Source organism: Sphingobium sp. Cam5-1, assembly GCF_015693305.1.
Lineage (GTDB): Bacteria > Pseudomonadota > Alphaproteobacteria > Sphingomonadales > Sphingomonadaceae > Sphingobium.
Window position 1 is genome coordinate 98812 of sequence record NZ_CP065138.1, and the last position, 15385, is coordinate 114196.

The following is a 15385-nucleotide window of genomic DNA, read 5'->3' on the forward strand; positions in this document are numbered from 1 at the left end:
CCTCACTTTCCCCTATGGCGCGCCGCGTGAACGGGCAACCGTTCACGAAAGATCGCGCCGGAAAGGGAATGCGGTGCGGACGGGATCACCGTCCAACTCCGCGGCTGTCCCTGCAACTGTAAGCGGCGAGCGCGATGCACAGGGAAACCTGCAAGCCTTCAAAGGGGGAGGCGAGGGGGACCAGCCACTGGACCAAAAGTCCGGGAAGGCGTGCATCACCGCGACGACCCGCGAGCCAGGAAACCTACCGGCGCATGGTCGCTCTTGCCTTGGGTCCAGGGATAGGTCCGGGCACGGTGTTTTCCGTCTGAGCGACGAAGCGGCGCAGGGCCGCATCGGTGCGCGTGACGGGGCTGGCGTCTCTTCTTCCCGCATACCGGCCGCTTGTGCGGCAGGCCCTGGGCTCATGTCGCATGGCGCTCAGGGAAGACAGACTATGATCAGGACCGGAATTTCACTGCTGGCGCTGCTCGCCGCCACGCCCGCCCTTGCCGATGATGAGGCGGACGGGATCGTCGTCACCGCGCTCGGCATCGAACAGCCCACCGACGAGGTCGGGCAGGCGGTGACAGTGATCGACGAGAAGACGATCGACACCCGCCAGAATGTCAGCGTCGTCGATCTGCTGATGACGACGCCCGGCATCCGTTTCAACCGCACCGGCAGCTTGGGTAACGTGACCAGCGTATCGGTGCGCGGCGCGGAAACGACGCAGACGCTGGTGCTGATCGACGGCGTGAAGGTCAACGACCCGAGCGGCATCGGCGATCAATATGATTTCGGCAACCTGCTGGTCGGCAACATCCGCAGGATCGAGGTGCTGCGCGGTTCCAACTCCATCGCCTATGGCAGCCAGGCGATCGGCGGCGTCGTCAACATCATGACCGGCATCCCGAGCGAAGGGTTCGGCGGCAAGGCGTCGGTCGATTATGGCTATGCCGATACGCTGAATGCGAAGGCGGATGTATCGGGCACCAGCGGCATATTGTCGGGCGGCGTTGGGCTCGCCTATTTCCGCACCGATGGCATCTCCGCTGTCTCTTCCGATTTCGGTGGCGCGGAAAAGGACGGCTATGAAAATATCACTGGCAATGCCCGGCTGAAGATCGCCTTCACCGATGATCTGAGCCTCGACCTGCGCGGCTATTATATCAACGGTGATCTTGACTATGACAGCTTCTTTGGCGCGCCGACCGATAGCCCTGATGCTGCTAAATCCAATCAATATATCGGCTATGCGGGCCTCAACTTCGCGCTGTTCGAGGGCAAGCTGACCAATCGGGCGGCCGTTACCTGGTATCAGCAGGATCGCGACTATTATTTCGTGCGCGGCAACGCCCCGGACTTCGGCTATTCGGGCACGAACCTGCGCTTCGAATATGAAGGCGTCTATCAGCCCATGGATGACGTCAAGCTGCTGCTCGGCTATGAGCATGAGCGGCCCGATTATGAGTTTTTCGGCTTCGGTTCGCAGGAAAGCCACCGCGCCAATATCGACAGCGTTTATGCCCTCGCGGTGGTGAAGCCAGTTGAAGGCCTGTCCATGACCGCAGGCGTGCGGCATGACGATCACAGCCAGTTCGGGGGTGCGACCACCTTCGGCGCGAACGCCAACTATACCCCCAATGGCGGCGCGACCAATATTCGCCTCAGCTATGGCGAGGGTTTCAAGGCGCCGTCGCTCTACCAGCTTTACGATACATTCAGCGGCAATCCGAACCTGAAGCCCGAGCGGTCGAAGAGCTACGACATCGGCTTCGACCAGAATCTGGGCAGCGACCGGGCGGTGCTGTCCGTCACCGGCTTCTGGCGCGACACGCGGGACCAGCTCAATTACGACAATACGACCTTCACCTATGGCAATCTGGATCGCACCCGGGCCAAGGGTGTGGAATCGATGCTCACGCTGCGCCCGGTCGATGCGCTGACCTTCACCGCCGCCTATAGCTATGTCGATGCGCGGGATCGTTCATCGGGCAGCGCGGCTTTTGGCGAGCGCCTGCTGCGCCGCGCCGCGAATGCGGTGAGCACGTCGATGGATTATGTCTGGCCCATCGGCCTGTCGACTGGCGCGACCGTGACGATGGTCAGCGACAGCGTCGATCTCGACCCCGTGACGCGCAACCGGGTGCAGATTGACGGCTATGCGGTCACGGACATTCGCGCGTCCTTCCCGCTCACGGAAAGGCTCGAAATCTACGGCCGGATCGACAATCTGTTCGATCAGGAATACGCCACAGCCTATGGCTATGGCACCTACGGCCGGTCGGCCTTTGGCGGCGTGCGTGTCCGCTTCTGACGGTAGAAGGTGAAGGGGGTGGGCGACCGCCCCTTATCAGCGGGGCGCGGCCTTTGGCTGCGTCCTGCCTTTGCCTGCGGCATCCGCCTGCGCGATGATGCTGCGTGCGGCCTGCACATAGGCGGGGCCGCCGCACACCGTCCATGCTTGCGGCACGCGGATGCGGGGGATGGATCGCAGCACCGGATGGTGGAGCATCTCCGTCCCCTGGTCGACGACCTTCTCGCTGCCTTCTTCCACGATCAGATAATCAGGCCTAGCCGCGATCATTTCCTCCAGCGGCACTTGCGCCAGCGCTGGCTTGCCAAGCTTCGCCGCCAGATTGGTGAGGCCCGCGCGCCGGATCAGCTCATCGACCAAAGTGCCGGTCCCGGTCATATAGCCGCGCCGCTGATAATAGGCAGCGACGCCGCCGCGCCGGGACCGGGGCAGGGCGGCAAGGTCCCGCTCCATGCCCGCGATCATCGCCTCACCCCGCTCGGGATGGCCGATGGCGGCGGCGGCCTGCCGGATCTGGTCGCGGATGGCGGCGAAGCTGTCCGCGCTCGCCAGCCCCAGCTTGCGCCATCGTCCGTCCGGCGCGCCCACAACACCGCCAGCGCCATCGGGAAAGCCGATCACCAAATCGGGACGCAGCGCCAGCACTTCTTCGGCCGGGCGCTTCAATATGGGGAAGCGCTTCGCCTTGGCGACCGCCGCCGACAGTTCCGGATCATGCCCATAGGGGCTCAAGGCGGCGATCTGCCCCGGATCGGCGAGCGCCAGCACATATTGATCGGAACAGGTGTTGAGCGACACGATGCGCCGGGGCGGCGCGGGGGCGGCTCCGGTCAGGCCAAGCGCCAGCAGCGCGGCGATGATCTTTTTAGCAGGCACCTTGTCTGCTCTAGCCAGCGGCAGCGGAGAAGCAAGCCATGAGCGCCCGCCGCCATCGCTTGCTGCTCCCGGCCCTGGCCCTGCTGACTCTGCTGGCAGCGCTCGGCTCTCTCACGCTCGGCGCGGTTCCGCTCTCGCCTGCCCGCATCATGGCCGTTCTCTCAGGCGGTGGTGACGAGGTCGCGCGCGCCATCCTCATCGACCTGCGCCTGCCGCGCATGTTGCTGGGCCTCATCGTCGGCGCGATGCTGGGCCTCGCCGGAGCGGCGCTGCAAGGCTATCTGCGCAACCCGCTGGCTGAACCTTCGGTGCTTGGCGCGTCCAACTCGGCTGCGCTCGGCGCCGTGTGCGCGCTCTATTTCGGGCTGGCGCAGTTGCATCCCGCCATCCTGCCGATCCTCGCCATTGCCACCAGCCTTGTCGCCATCGGGGCGCTGTTCCTGCTGGCGGGGCCATCGGAAAGCCCGCTGACGCTGATCCTCGCGGGCATCGCGGTGGCGACGCTGGCGGGGGCGGGGATCAGCCTGTCGCTCAACCTGTCGCCCAATCCCTTCGCGGCGATGGAGATCATGAGCTGGCTGATGGGCAGCCTTGAGAATCGCAGCTATGCCCATGTCTGGATCGCGATGCCCTGCGTCTTCATCGGCGCTGCCCTGTTGATTGCGGACGGCCGCAGCCTCGACGCATTGACCTTGGGCGAGGAGGGCGCGCAGGCGCTCGGCGTCGATCTTGGCAAGGCGCGGCTGCGCATGATGCTGGGGGTCGCGATCGGCGTCGGCGGCGCGGTCGCCGTGTCGGGGGCGATCGGCTTTGTCGGGCTGATCGTGCCGCATCTTGTCCGGCCGCTGACCGATCGATCGCCTTCGGCCATCCTTCTTCCTTCGCTGCTCGGCGGCGCGGCGCTGCTGACGCTGGCCGATATTGGCGTGCGCCTGATCCCCACCAGCAGCGAATTAAAGCTCGGCGTCCTGACTGCATTGCTCGGCGTCCCCGTCTTCCTCGTCCACTTGATGCGGGAGCGGCGGCTATGGTGACCATCCGCACGCAAGACCTGTCCGTTCGCCTTGGCCGCCATGCCGCCGTGACCGGCGTCACCACGGTGCTGGAGCCGGGGCAACTGATCGGCATCATAGGTCCCAATGGCGCTGGCAAATCCACGCTGATCCGCGCTCTGCTCGGCCTCGTCCGCGCGGAAAGTGGCGCGGTTACTATCGACGCCCTTCCGATCGCCAGCCTCAGCCGAAAGGACATAGCCCGCCGAGTCGCCTATCTCCCCCAAGGCCAGACGCTGCACTGGCCGTTGCTGGTCGAACGACTGGTAGCGCTCGGCCGCATGCCGCATCTGGGTCCGTTGTCCCGCCTCTCGCCCGAGGACGAAGCGATGGTCGATGCCGCGCTCGCTCGCGCCGATGTGCTGCATTTGAAAGGCCGAATCGCAACCGAGCTATCAGGCGGCGAACGCGCCCGCGTCCTCCTCGCCCGTGCGCTGGCAGTAGGCGCGCCAGCCCTGATCGCCGACGAACCCCTCGCGGCGCTTGATCCGGGGCATCAGCTGGATGTCATGGACCTGTTGAAGGCCGAAGCGCGTGCCGGGTCGCTCGTGGTCACGGTGTTGCACGACCTTGGCATGGCGGCACGCTATTGCGACCGCTTGTTGCTGATGGACAACGGTCGACTGGTTGCCGAGGGCAAGCCGATGGAGGTCCTTACCGAACAGAGCCTTGCCGAAGTATACGGCATATCGGCTTGCATCGAGGCTGACGGCGAATGGCCGCTGATACTCCCGACCGGGCGGATCAAAAGCTAATTACCCCCACAACCGTTCGGGCTGAGCCTGTCGAAGCCCCTTACTTTCCTTGAAGAAAGAAGAGCCGTTGAGCAAGCTCAGGGCGAACGGAGGTTATATCACTCCCCAAAAGCCTTGGGCGCAGCCGCCACCACCGTATAAGTCCCGGCACCAACCTCCGAAACTTCCAACGCCCGCTCGGCAACCCCGCCACGTCCGAACCGGAACGCGCCATCAATCCCCGAAAAGCCCCCAGAATCGCGCAGCCGCGCCGCCGGGAAGACCGTCCCCGGCTTCCAATCGCGCGCAATCCGCACGGTAAGCAGAACCGCATCATAGCCCAGCGCTGAAAGCCGGAACGGCGCGCTGCCATAACGCGCCCGATACTTCCCCGCCAATTGCCCATAAAGCCCGTCCGACACACTGGCGAACCACGCGCCCCGCAAAGCCGGAGCGGACGCCAGACCGCGATCCGTATTCCACAGTTCCGTGCCCAGCAGCCGCGCCGTCGCGCCGCCATTCTTCCGCACGATCGGGGCCAGCTGCAACGCCACGCGCCCGCTGTCGGCGATCAGCAGCGCGTCATAGCTGGACGACGCCTGCAATTTCTTGACCGCCGCCGTCATCGAAGCAGCCGTCCGGTCGAACGTCTGCATCGACACGACCGTCCCACCCACACCCTCGACCGCGCGCAGCAGCGACGTGCCCGACCGCTCGCCATAGACGCCCTTGGGCACCAGCGCCGCGAACTTCGACAGCCCCTTGCCCTTGGCGAACTCGACCACGCGCTCGATCGACTGGTTGGGATTGTAGCCCATGATGTAGACGCCGTTTCCAGCAACGCTCACATCGTTGGAAAAGCTGATGACCGGCACATTCGCCCGCGCCGCGATTGGCCCAACGACCCGCGCATCTTCCGCCAGCAGCGGCCCCAGGATCAGGCGATTGCCCTCCGCCAGCGCCTTGTTCGCAGCCGCCGCCGCGCCCATGCTGGTGTCATAGGTGGTGATGCGCACCTTGTCCGCCTTGGTATCCAGCAGCGCCAGCGTCGTGGCGTTGGCGATGGACTGGCCGACGCCCGCATTAGGACCGCTCATCGGCACCAGCAGCGCCACGCGATGGCGCAGCGTATCGGTGGGCAGGCCCTGCGTCACGTCGGGGCCCGTCGGAGTCGGCTCTACGGGGGCTGGCCCGGCTCCCCGCGGCACCACCGACTGACAGGCGGCGAGAGCCAAAGCGCTGGCAGCAAACAGGATACGCGCACCGCGCTTCATTGCCGCGAACATGTCCGCTTGCCGGAGGGTATCCGTCTCTGTCATCTGGCGTCCTTATGGAAGATACAACTTCGGGGCTTAAGCCCGGGCTTTACATCGTTGCGGGGCCGATCGGCAACCTTGGAGACCTTAGCCCGCGCGCGGCGGAAGTCTTGGCGCGTGCCGATGTAATCGCCGTGGAAGATACACGGGTGAGCGCACGTTTGCTGCGCCATGCGGGATCAGATCGCCCGATGGTCCCCTATCATGACCACAGCGCCGAAGGCGTCCGCGCCCGCCTGATCGAGAGGATGGCGAGCGAATCGGTCGCGCTCTTGTCCGACGCCGGAACGCCCCTCATCTCCGATCCCGGTTACAAGCTGGTCCGTGACGCCCGCGCTGCCGGGCGCAACATCATAACGCTGCCCGGCCCAAGCGCCGCCATTGCCGCGCTCACCCTGTCAGGCCTGCCCACCGACCGCTTCCTCTTCATGGGCTTCCTCCCCCCAAGCAAAAGGCCCGCGCCGACGCCCTTGCCGAAGTCGCAGCCCTGCGCGCCACGCTCATCTTCTACGAAAGCGGCCCGCGCCTGTCGGAAAGCCTCGCCGCCATGGCCGAGGGGCTGGGCGACCGCGAAGCCGCTGTCAGCCGGGAAATCAGCAAAACATTCGAGGAAACCCGCACCGGCACCTTGAGCGAACTTTCCGCCCGCTACGCCGACGCCCCGCCCAAGGGCGAAATCGTCGTCATCGTCGGCCCGCCCGGCGAAGCGCCCGCCGCCAGCGCCGAAGACGCCGACGCCGCCCTCCTCGAAGCAATGCAGCGGCTCCCCGTCTCCAAGGCCGCCGGAGAAGTCGCGAAAAAACTCGGCCTGGACCGCCGCGCCCTTTACGACCGCGCGCTGGAACTAAAGGGGTGAAGCGCCAACAGGCCGAAAAGCGCGGCCGTCAGGCAGAGCGCATCGCCGCATGGTGGCTGCGTCTCAAAGGCTGGCAGATAGTCGGCCGCCGCCTGCGCACACCCGTCGGAGAGGTGGACCTTGTCGCAAGGCGCGGCGCAATGCTCGCCTTTGTCGAGGTAAAGGCCCGCGCCACCGCCGCAGATCTCGACCTCGCGATAGACGAACGGCGCCTGTCCCGCGTCGCGTCCGCCGCCGAAATGCTCTTCTATGACCTTGCAAAGCCGGGCGACGACATGCGGATCGACGTGATCCTCCTTGCGCCGGGCAGTCCGCCGCGCCATCTGGCGAATGTCTGGCATGGGGGGTGAAACCCGCCTCATGCTCCACACCCGTTCGCTTCGAGCGAAGTCGAGAAGTGGAAAGCGTTCCACAGGCGTTTCTCGACGGTGCTCGAAACGAACGGCGATTGTTGAAAAGGCCTTTTCTGGATGACTGAGCTCAACCCCCTCACCGTCGCCGTGCAGATGGACCCGATGGAAGGGATCAACATCGCGGGCGATTCCACCTTCCACATCATGCTGGCGGGGCAGGCGAGGGGGCATCGGCTCTATCATTATCTCGCCCCCGACCTCACCTATCGCGACGGTCGCGTGCTGGCGAAGGCACGTCCCGTGAAGGTGCAGAAGGTCCAAGGTGACCATTTCGCCCTTGGCGAGCCCGAGCAGCTGGACCTTGGCCGCGACGTCGATGTCGTCCTCATGCGCCAGGACCCGCCCTTTGACCTGAGCTACATCACCGCCACCCATTTGCTGGAGCGGGTGCAGGAAGAAACGCTGGTGGTGAATGATCCCGCCTCCGTCCGCAACGCCCCCGAAAAGCTGTTCGTGCTCGACTATGCGCGCTTCATGCCGCCGACCATGATCACCCGCGACCTGGCCGAAGTCCGCAGCTTCCTTGGCCAGCATGGCGAGATCGTCGTCAAGCCGCTCTACGGCAATGCGGGCAACGCGGTCTTCCATGTCGGTCAGTCCGGCGCGAACATTTCCGCGCTGGTGGAACTGTTCAACGCTTCATGGGTCGAGCCCTTCATGGTTCAGGCCTTCATCCCCGGCGTCGCGCAAGGCGACAAGCGCATCGTCCTGATCGACGGCGAAATCGCAGGCGCGATCAATCGCATTCCCGGCGCAGGCGAAATCCGCTCCAACCTCGCGGTAGGTGGATCGGCGGCCAAGACCGAACTGACCGACCGGGAGCTGGAAATCTGCGCCGCGATGGGACCGGAATTGAAGCGCCGTGGCCTGCTGTTCGTCGGCATCGACGTGATCGGCGGCGAGTGGCTGACGGAGATCAACGTGACGTCCCCGACCGGCATCGTGTCGATCGACGCCTTCAACGGCACCGACACAGGCGGCATGATCTGGGACGCGATCGATGCGCGTCTCGCCGCGCGGGTGGATGCTTGAGCCACTCCGCGCGGTTCCAAACTGTCATCCCAGCGGAAGCTGGGACCTCGTGCCCCAGGCCGTGTCCTCCAAAAGAGATCCAGCGTTGGCTGACGCCGCCCTCCGGGTCGCTGGAATGACGAAAAGTGACTGACTGGGTCCTCCACCTGATCGACGCAGGCGGCTATTGGGGCATCTTCGCTCTGATGGTGCTGGAAAACGTCTTTCCGCCCATTCCATCCGAACTCATCATGGGCATCGGCGGCATCCGCGTCGGTCAGGGCCGCATGGCGATGGAATGGCTGCTGCTGGCAGGCACCATCGGCACCACGGTGGGCAATTATTTCTGGTATCTCATTGGCCACATATTGGGGTTCGCACGACTCAAACCGCTGGTGGACCGCTACGGCCGCTGGGCCACGCTGGAATGGCGGGATGTGGAGAAACTCGACCATATATTCGGCAAATATGGCCAGATCGTCGTCTTCGTATTCCGCTTCCTCCCCGCCTTCCGGACCATGATCTCGCTCCCGGCGGGCCTGTTTCGCATGGGACATGGCAAATTCCTCGCCTGGACAGCGGGCGGCGCGCTGGTCTGGAACATCATCCTTGCCTATGCGGGCTACATCCTCGGCCAGAATTTCCGCGACATCGACAAATATGTCGGCCCCGCCGCGACGGCGTGCGTGGTCGGGGCAATCGCGCTCTACCTCTGGCGCTTGGCAACCTGGAAGCCGAGGGGCTGACACTTGCCTGTTCCCCCTCCCGCAGGCGGGAGGGGGCTAGGGGGTGGGCTGGCGCAACGTCAAAGCTTTTCTACAACGGCACAGCCGGAGGCTCGCTCCGCTCGCGCCCACCCCTAACCCCTCCCGTTTACGGGAGGGGAACAGGTCCCGCGCCCCCCTCAAGCCCGAGGATGCGCATTCCGATAAACATCCAGCAAATGCGCCGCATCCACCTGCGTATAAATCTGCGTCGATGATAGGCTCGCATGCCCCAGCAGCTCCTGCAACGACCGCAAGTCCGCCCCGCGCCCCAGCAAATGCGTCGCAAAGCTATGCCGCAAAGCATGCGGCGTCGTCCGATCCGACAGCCCCAGCCTTCCCCGCGCACCCTGCACCGCGCGCCGGATCAAAGCCGCCGACAACGGACCACCCCGCGCGCCCCGGAACAGCACTTCATCCCGCTCCACAGGATAAGGACAAACCGCCACATAAGCCTCGATCGCCGCCCGTACCTGCGGCAGCAGCGGCACGATCCGGGTCTTGCCCCGCTTGCCCGTCACCCGCAGCGTGTCGCCCAGCGGCAGCACATCGCCCATCAACCCCATCGCCTCGCCGATCCGCAGCCCCGCGCCGTACAGCAGCAGCAGCACCGCCCAGTCCCGCGCGCCGATCCATCCTTCCCGCGCCGTCTCCGCAATCTCTCCCGCCAGCGCCACCGCCTCGTCAGGCGAGATCGGCCGGGGCAAACCCCGCTTCACCTTCGGCCCTTTCAGCAGCGGCACCCGCGCATCCTCGCCACCGACGAACCTCAGGAAACCGCGCACCGCCGACAATTCCCGAGCCGCCGATCCATTGCCGATCCCGTCCATCCGCCGCGCCGTCAGGAACGCGCGCAGGTCCGCCTGATCCACCCGCGCCAAGCCCGCCGCCGTCACCGCTTCCCCGCGATGCTCTGTCAGGAAAGCGATCAACCGCTCCGCCGTCGCCATATAGGCGCGCACCGTATGCGTCGAACGCCGTCGGTCCAGTGCCAGATGCTGCCGCCATGCTTCTACCAGGTTCTGCAACACCCAACTCCTTACCGCCGTTCGCTTCGAGCGAAGTCGAGAAGCGGAAGTGCGCCACATGTCTCGACTTCGCTCGACACGAACGGAGGGCTTGTGATGGCAATCCTACCGTACACGTCCGCCAAACGGAATCCCCCCCGATCAACCGGCCCTTGAAAATCCCGGCCAGATAGGCACATGAGGCGCATGGCAACCGCACCTGACATGGCCGACATGCCCACGGGCACGCTGCTGCAAATCTCGCCGCGCATCGGCCGTGTTCTTGCGCCCAATCCCTCGCCCTTCACCTATACGGGCACCCAGACCTATCTGGTCGGGTCAGAGGACGTGGCGGTGATCGATCCCGGCCCCGCCGATCCCGATCATCTCGCCGCGCTACTCGCCGCGATCGCAGACCGCCCCGTGCGCGCCATCCTGTGTACCCATACCCATCGCGACCACAGCCCTGCCGCCGCGCCGCTCTCGGCACAGACTGGCGCGCCCATCATCGGCTGCGCGCCGCTGGTGCTGGACGATGACGGCCCGCGCGCCGACGCCGCCTTCGACCCTTCCTATACGCCCGACCGCATCCTTGCCGATGGCGAACAGGTAGCGGGCGAGGGCTGGACGCTCGAAGCCGTCGCCACGCCCGGCCACACCTCGAACCATCTCTGCTTCGCTTTGGTGGAGGAAAATGCCCTCTTCACCGGCGATCATGTCATGGGCTGGTCCACCAGCGTCATCTCGCCCCCAGACGGCGACATGGCTGACTATATGCGATCGATGCAGCGGCTGCTCGATCGGGAGGATGTGATCTATTATCCCGCCCATGGCGATCCGGTTCCCAATCCGCGTCGTCTGGTGCGCGGCATGATGGGCCATCGCAAGCAGCGGGAAGGGCAGATCATGCGCTTCCTTGAGCGCAACGGCGCATCCGAAATCCCGGCGATGGTGGCGGAGATGTACAAGGGCATCGATCCGCGCCTTCATCCTGCCGCCGGGCGTTCGGTCCTTGCCCACCTCATTGACCTCGACGGCCGGGGCGTGGCGGAGGTGGCAGGGGATGGCCGCTGGCAACTGCGCTAGCGGGAAACAGTTACTGGCCAACCGTCGCGCCGCCCGCTAGTGGCGCGTTCAAAGGCCGTGAGGAGTTAGGGACATGAACGCCATCACCGGAATCCCGCAGGGGACCGACCTTCGCGCGGAGATCGACCGCCTGCGCAAGGAACGCAACGCCGTCATCCTCGGCCATTATTATCAAAAGCCCGAAATTCAGGACCTGTCCGACTTCGTCGGCGACAGCCTGGAACTCTCGCGCAAGGCGGCGGAAACGGACGCCGACGTCATCGCGTTCTGCGGCGTGCGCTTCATGGCCGAGACCGCCAAGATTCTAAGCCCCGAAAAGATCGTCGTCCTGCCCGACATGGACGCCGGCTGTTCGCTAGAAGACAGCTGCCCGCCCGCCCAGTTCAAGGCGTTCCGCGAGGCCCATCCCGATCACATCGCCTTGAGCTACATCAATTGCTCGGCCGAGGTGAAGGCGCTGTCCGACATCATCGTCACCAGCTCTTCGGCGGAAACCATCCTCTCCCAGATCCCGCGCGAGCAGAAGATCATCTTCGGCCCCGACAAGCATCTCGGCGGCTACCTGAAGCGCAAGTTCAACCGCGACATGCTGCTATGGCCGGGCGTCTGCATCGTCCACGAAGCGTTCAGCGAGACGGAACTGTTGAAGCTCAAGGCCCAGCATCCCGACGCCCCCATCGCCGCGCACCCGGAATGCCCGCCCTATATCGTCGATCATGCCGATTATGTGGGGTCCACCAGCGGCATCCTGCAATATGCCAAGACGATGACCGGCGACACGCTGATCGTCGCGACCGAACCGCACATCATCCACCAGATGCGCAAGGCGGTGCCGGAAAAGAACTTCATCGGCGCCCCCGGCGCGGACGGCAACTGCAACTGCAACGTCTGCCCCTATATGGCGCTCAACACGATGGAAAAGCTGTACCTGTCGCTCCGCGACCTCCAGCCCCGCATCGAAATGGAGGAGGGCCTCCGCCTCGCCGCGAAGAAGAGCCTCGACCGCATGCTGGAACTCGCCAGCGGCACGGTAGGGAAGGGCGATGTGGGTAATCGCTGAGTCGCCCACCTCAATGACCAGATAATCTCCGTTCGGGCTGAGCTTGTCGAAGCCCCCTCCTTCTTCTTAAGGAAGTAGAGCCCTTCGACAGGCTCAGGGCGAACGGATGTTCAATATGGATGCGAAGGAGCGCCCATGACCTTCACCTTGCCCGGCTTCGACCTCGATGCCTTCATCGCCTCCACCCTCGCCGAAGACCTCGGCCCCGAAGGCCGCGACGTCACCAGCGAAGCAGTCATCCCCGCCGACGCGATCTTCGAAGGCGTGATGGACAGCCGCGACGCAGTCACGCTAGCTGGCCTCCCCATCGCCGCAGCCTTCTTCCGCGCGCTCGACCCGGACGTCGAGATCGAACTGCTCCGCCAAGATGGCGACCGCGTCGCGCCAGGCACTGACATCATGCGCATCCGGGGCAAGGCACGCGCGATGCTGACGGCGGAGCGCTCCGCGCTCAACACCGTCCAGCATCTGACCGGCATCGCCACCATGACCCGCGCCTATGTCGATGCGATCATGGGCACCGGCGCGACCCTGCTCGACACGCGCAAGACGATCCCCGGCCTGCGCGTCCTCGAAAAATATGCGACGCGTCAGGGCGGCGCGACCAATCACCGCATGGGCCTGTGGGACGCGGCGATGATCAAGGACAATCATGTCGCCGTCGCAGGCTCGGTAGAGGAAGCCGTCCGCCGCGCCGCCGCCGCCGGGATCGAAAGCATCATCGTCGAGGTGGACCGCGTCGACCAGATCGAACCCGCGCTCGCCGCCGGGGCAACCCACCTGTTGCTAGACAATATGGACGCGCCCACCCTGCGCGGCGCGGTCACATTGGTCGGCGGCCGCGTACCGACCGAGGCGTCAGGCGGCGTCACCCTCCAGACCATCCGCGCCAAGGCCGAAACCGGCGTAACCTACATCAGCGTCGGTCGCCTCACCCAGTCCGCCCCCGCCGCCGACATCGGCCTGGACTTCGCGTTCGCCTGAAGGCCTTAACCCTCGATCGTCACCGTCGAAGGATGGTGTTTGTCCAGATGCCGACGGATGATCCGCAAATTCTTCGTGTTGGACTTGAACAGAAAGTCGAACACGTCACCGGCGAACGGAATCGCCCCCACGACCGTGTCGAACCCCACATTGGCCGCCATCCGCGTCAGCTGCCATTTCGACATGCCCAGATTCCGCGCTTCCCATACGATCCAGGCGCCCATGGCCGCAGTCGCCAAATCGCCCACCACCGGGATAAGGCCGACCAGACTGTCCAGCCCCACGCGCCGGTTCGTGCCGGGAATGACGAACACCCCTTCCAGCACCGCCTCCATCGCCTCGATCCGCCGCCGCACCGAAGCGGGGTCGCGGCCAAAGCCCGGCAGGTCACGTACCACACGGTCAAACTGGTCTTGCGATAACGCCATGCTGTTCCTCCTGCCCCTTAATTGGGGCTGCGGAACAGATGGTTCAATGGATGCCGCGCGCGGGGCGAAGGCATGAATCCGGTCAGCCGCCGCGACACCAGCGACCATCGCACCGGCGCGCCCAAGGCAATATAGCCGTTATGCGCCTGCATCAGCGCCTCGGCCTGCGCCACCCGCGCCATCCGCTCCGCCGCGCTGCCCGCCATGCTCGCCGCCCGCAACTGTGCATCGGCCTCCTCCGAACAATGCACCTTGCGCGCACACCCGGCGCGGCCGAGATACCAGAGCACGCTATCATAAGCGGCAACTTCATCGATCAACCGCAGGTCGGCATCATCCTTCATGCCCACCCGCTCGACCCGCAATCCGATCAACGCCAGGTCATGGCGGACGAGCGCGAACAGGCTCGTCGCCCCCGGCCCCTCTGGTAAAGCCACGCGCAGCACCGGAGCGTCACCATTGTCGCTGCGCCACCGTGTGATGACCGCACTGGCCGCCGCCCGCCGGTCCTCCAACGGCATCGCTGTCCAATCCGGCGCGGTCGGCGGCCGTGGCAGGTCCAGCTGCGCAGGCACGATCTGGTCGGTGATGGCCCACCCGCCCAGCGGAAACAATATGGGCAACTGGCTGCGATCGATCGCCATGTTGATCGCCCGCCGCACGCCGTCATCGTCCAGCAGCTTGCCCTTGCCCGTCACGGCAAATCCCAAAAGGCCCTGCACCGGGTCGATCCGCACCGCATCGCGATCGACCCCGGCCGGCACCAGCAGCGGCAGGTCGGCGAACCGCCCGCCCAGCACCGCCGCTGCCTTGCCCTCACGAAAACGGATGATCGCCAGCGCGGCCCTGTCCGCGCGCAATATGCGTGTTTCCCACGCCGCCGCCTTCGCCTCATCCCCATCGTCATCCTTGGGCGCCTTGTCGACCGGCGTCAGCGTCAGCGCCTTGCCCCATGCCTCGCGCCGGTAAGGCCCGGTGCCGCCCTGCCGCGACAACAGCGCCATTTGCGGCTGTGCCAGCATCTGCAACAAATAGGGACGGGGATAGGCAAGGCGAATCTCGATCACCTCGCCGGTCATCGGCACGACCGCCTCCACCGCGTCCAGCGGCCCGTCCGGGTCCAGCCGCCGCAACGTCTCGATCCGCGCCATCAGCAGCCGCGCGACATCCTTCGCCGTCACCTTCGTCCCATCGGCCCACTGCGCGCGCCGCAGGCGAAAGATATAGCTGCGCCCGTCCTCCTCGACGATCCAGCGCTGGGCGAGCGCGGGCAGTATCTCTCCACCCGCATCAAAGGCGACCAACCCCTGCGCGGTGGCCTCCAGAATCAGCTTGGCGCCCGGATTGGGCAGGTTTTCGATAGGTTTGGCGAAGTCAGCGGGTGATCCGATCACGCTCACCACCACCGGCCCGCTCGCCTCCTGCGAACAGCCCGCGATCATCGCGGCCGCGCCCAGAAGGACAGCCATCGATCGAAGCAGGGGAGCAGCCACGGTCAT

14 protein-coding genes, 1 pseudogene and 1 riboswitch are annotated in these 15385 nt (G+C 65.3%); of the genes and pseudogenes, 10 read left to right on the forward strand and 5 right to left on the reverse strand.

Going from position 1 to position 15385, the window contains the following annotated elements; translation table 11 throughout:
* Nucleotides 1-6: 6 nt before the first annotated feature.
* Nucleotides 7-266: riboswitch (cobalamin riboswitch) on the forward strand.
* 170 nt (nt 267-436) lie between these two features.
* On the forward strand, nt 437-2299 hold the full coding sequence (locus IZV00_RS00490; RefSeq protein WP_196225300.1) for a TonB-dependent receptor plug domain-containing protein: 1863 nt from the start codon (nt 437-439) through the stop codon (nt 2297-2299).
* Nucleotides 2300-2335: 36 nt separating this feature from the next.
* On the opposite strand, the gene IZV00_RS00495 is transcribed toward IZV00_RS00490, so the two are convergent.
* Nucleotides 2336-3175 (reverse strand): ABC transporter substrate-binding protein, encoded by an 840-nt coding sequence (locus IZV00_RS00495; protein WP_196225301.1) that lies wholly within the window; start codon nt 3173-3175, stop codon nt 2336-2338.
* A gap of 38 nt (nt 3176-3213) precedes the next feature.
* Here IZV00_RS00495 and IZV00_RS00500 point away from each other — a divergent pair, with 38 nt between their 5' ends.
* Nucleotides 3214-4209, forward strand: coding sequence for a FecCD family ABC transporter permease (locus IZV00_RS00500; protein WP_196225302.1), 996 nt, complete (start codon nt 3214-3216; stop codon nt 4207-4209).
* Nucleotides 4203-4982, forward strand: a complete 780-nt coding sequence (locus tag IZV00_RS00505; protein WP_196225303.1) for an ABC transporter ATP-binding protein — start codon at nt 4203-4205, stop codon at nt 4980-4982. Before IZV00_RS00500 ends, IZV00_RS00505 begins: the two co-directional genes overlap by 7 nt.
* A 98-nt stretch (nt 4983-5080) precedes the next feature.
* Here the strand turns inward: IZV00_RS00505 and IZV00_RS00510 are convergent, their stop codons facing one another.
* Complete coding sequence (locus IZV00_RS00510; RefSeq protein WP_443020052.1) at nt 5081-6280, reverse strand: penicillin-binding protein activator; 1200 nt, start codon at nt 6278-6280, stop codon at nt 5081-5083.
* Between the two features lie 11 nt (nt 6281-6291).
* Between IZV00_RS00510 and rsmI the strand changes: the two are divergent.
* From rsmI to IZV00_RS00530, 4 genes and pseudogenes are all read left to right on the forward strand, one after another.
* Nucleotides 6292-7133 (forward strand): annotated as a pseudogene (rsmI, locus tag IZV00_RS00515) (16S rRNA (cytidine(1402)-2'-O)-methyltransferase).
* A complete protein-coding gene (locus tag IZV00_RS00520; RefSeq protein ID WP_196225304.1) occupies nt 7130-7483 on the forward strand; it encodes a YraN family protein in 354 nt (117 codons plus the stop codon). The pseudogene rsmI and the gene IZV00_RS00520 overlap by 4 nt, the downstream one beginning before the upstream one ends.
* A 120-nt stretch (nt 7484-7603) precedes the next feature.
* Nucleotides 7604-8578, forward strand: coding sequence for a glutathione synthase (gene gshB / locus IZV00_RS00525; RefSeq protein ID WP_196225305.1), 975 nt, complete (start codon nt 7604-7606; stop codon nt 8576-8578).
* Between the two features lie 125 nt (nt 8579-8703).
* Nucleotides 8704-9303, forward strand: a complete 600-nt coding sequence (locus IZV00_RS00530) for a DedA family protein (RefSeq protein WP_196225306.1) — start codon at nt 8704-8706, stop codon at nt 9301-9303.
* 158 nt (nt 9304-9461) lie between these two features.
* Here IZV00_RS00530 and IZV00_RS00535 read toward each other — a convergent pair whose 3' ends face one another.
* The gene (locus IZV00_RS00535; RefSeq protein WP_443020053.1) at nt 9462-10349 is read right to left on the reverse strand and encodes a tyrosine recombinase XerC; all 888 of its coding nucleotides are present in this window, start codon (nt 10347-10349) and stop codon (nt 9462-9464) included.
* 186 nt (nt 10350-10535) lie between these two features.
* Between IZV00_RS00535 and IZV00_RS00540 the strand changes: the two genes are divergently transcribed.
* The 3 genes from IZV00_RS00540 to nadC all read left to right on the forward strand — a co-directional run bounded on the left by IZV00_RS00540 (nt 10536) and on the right by nadC (nt 13458).
* Nucleotides 10536-11414, forward strand: a complete 879-nt coding sequence (locus tag IZV00_RS00540) for an MBL fold metallo-hydrolase (RefSeq protein ID WP_196225308.1) — start codon at nt 10536-10538, stop codon at nt 11412-11414.
* A gap of 73 nt (nt 11415-11487) precedes the next feature.
* Nucleotides 11488-12474 (forward strand): quinolinate synthase NadA, encoded by a 987-nt coding sequence (nadA, locus tag IZV00_RS00545; RefSeq protein WP_196225309.1) that lies wholly within the window; start codon nt 11488-11490, stop codon nt 12472-12474.
* A gap of 135 nt (nt 12475-12609) precedes the next feature.
* Nucleotides 12610-13458, forward strand: a complete 849-nt coding sequence (gene nadC / locus IZV00_RS00550) for a carboxylating nicotinate-nucleotide diphosphorylase (RefSeq protein ID WP_196225310.1) — start codon at nt 12610-12612, stop codon at nt 13456-13458.
* A gap of 5 nt (nt 13459-13463) precedes the next feature.
* Here the strand turns inward: nadC and IZV00_RS00555 are convergent, their stop codons facing one another.
* Both IZV00_RS00555 and IZV00_RS00560 read right to left on the reverse strand, forming a co-directional pair.
* A complete protein-coding gene (locus IZV00_RS00555) occupies nt 13464-13886 on the reverse strand; it encodes a DUF4112 domain-containing protein (protein ID WP_196225311.1) in 423 nt (140 codons plus the stop codon).
* Between the two features lie 17 nt (nt 13887-13903).
* Nucleotides 13904-15385 carry an ABC transporter substrate-binding protein gene (locus IZV00_RS00560; protein ID WP_196225312.1) on the reverse strand — a complete coding sequence of 494 codons (1482 nt, stop codon included), beginning with the start codon at nt 15383-15385 and terminating at the stop codon, nt 13904-13906.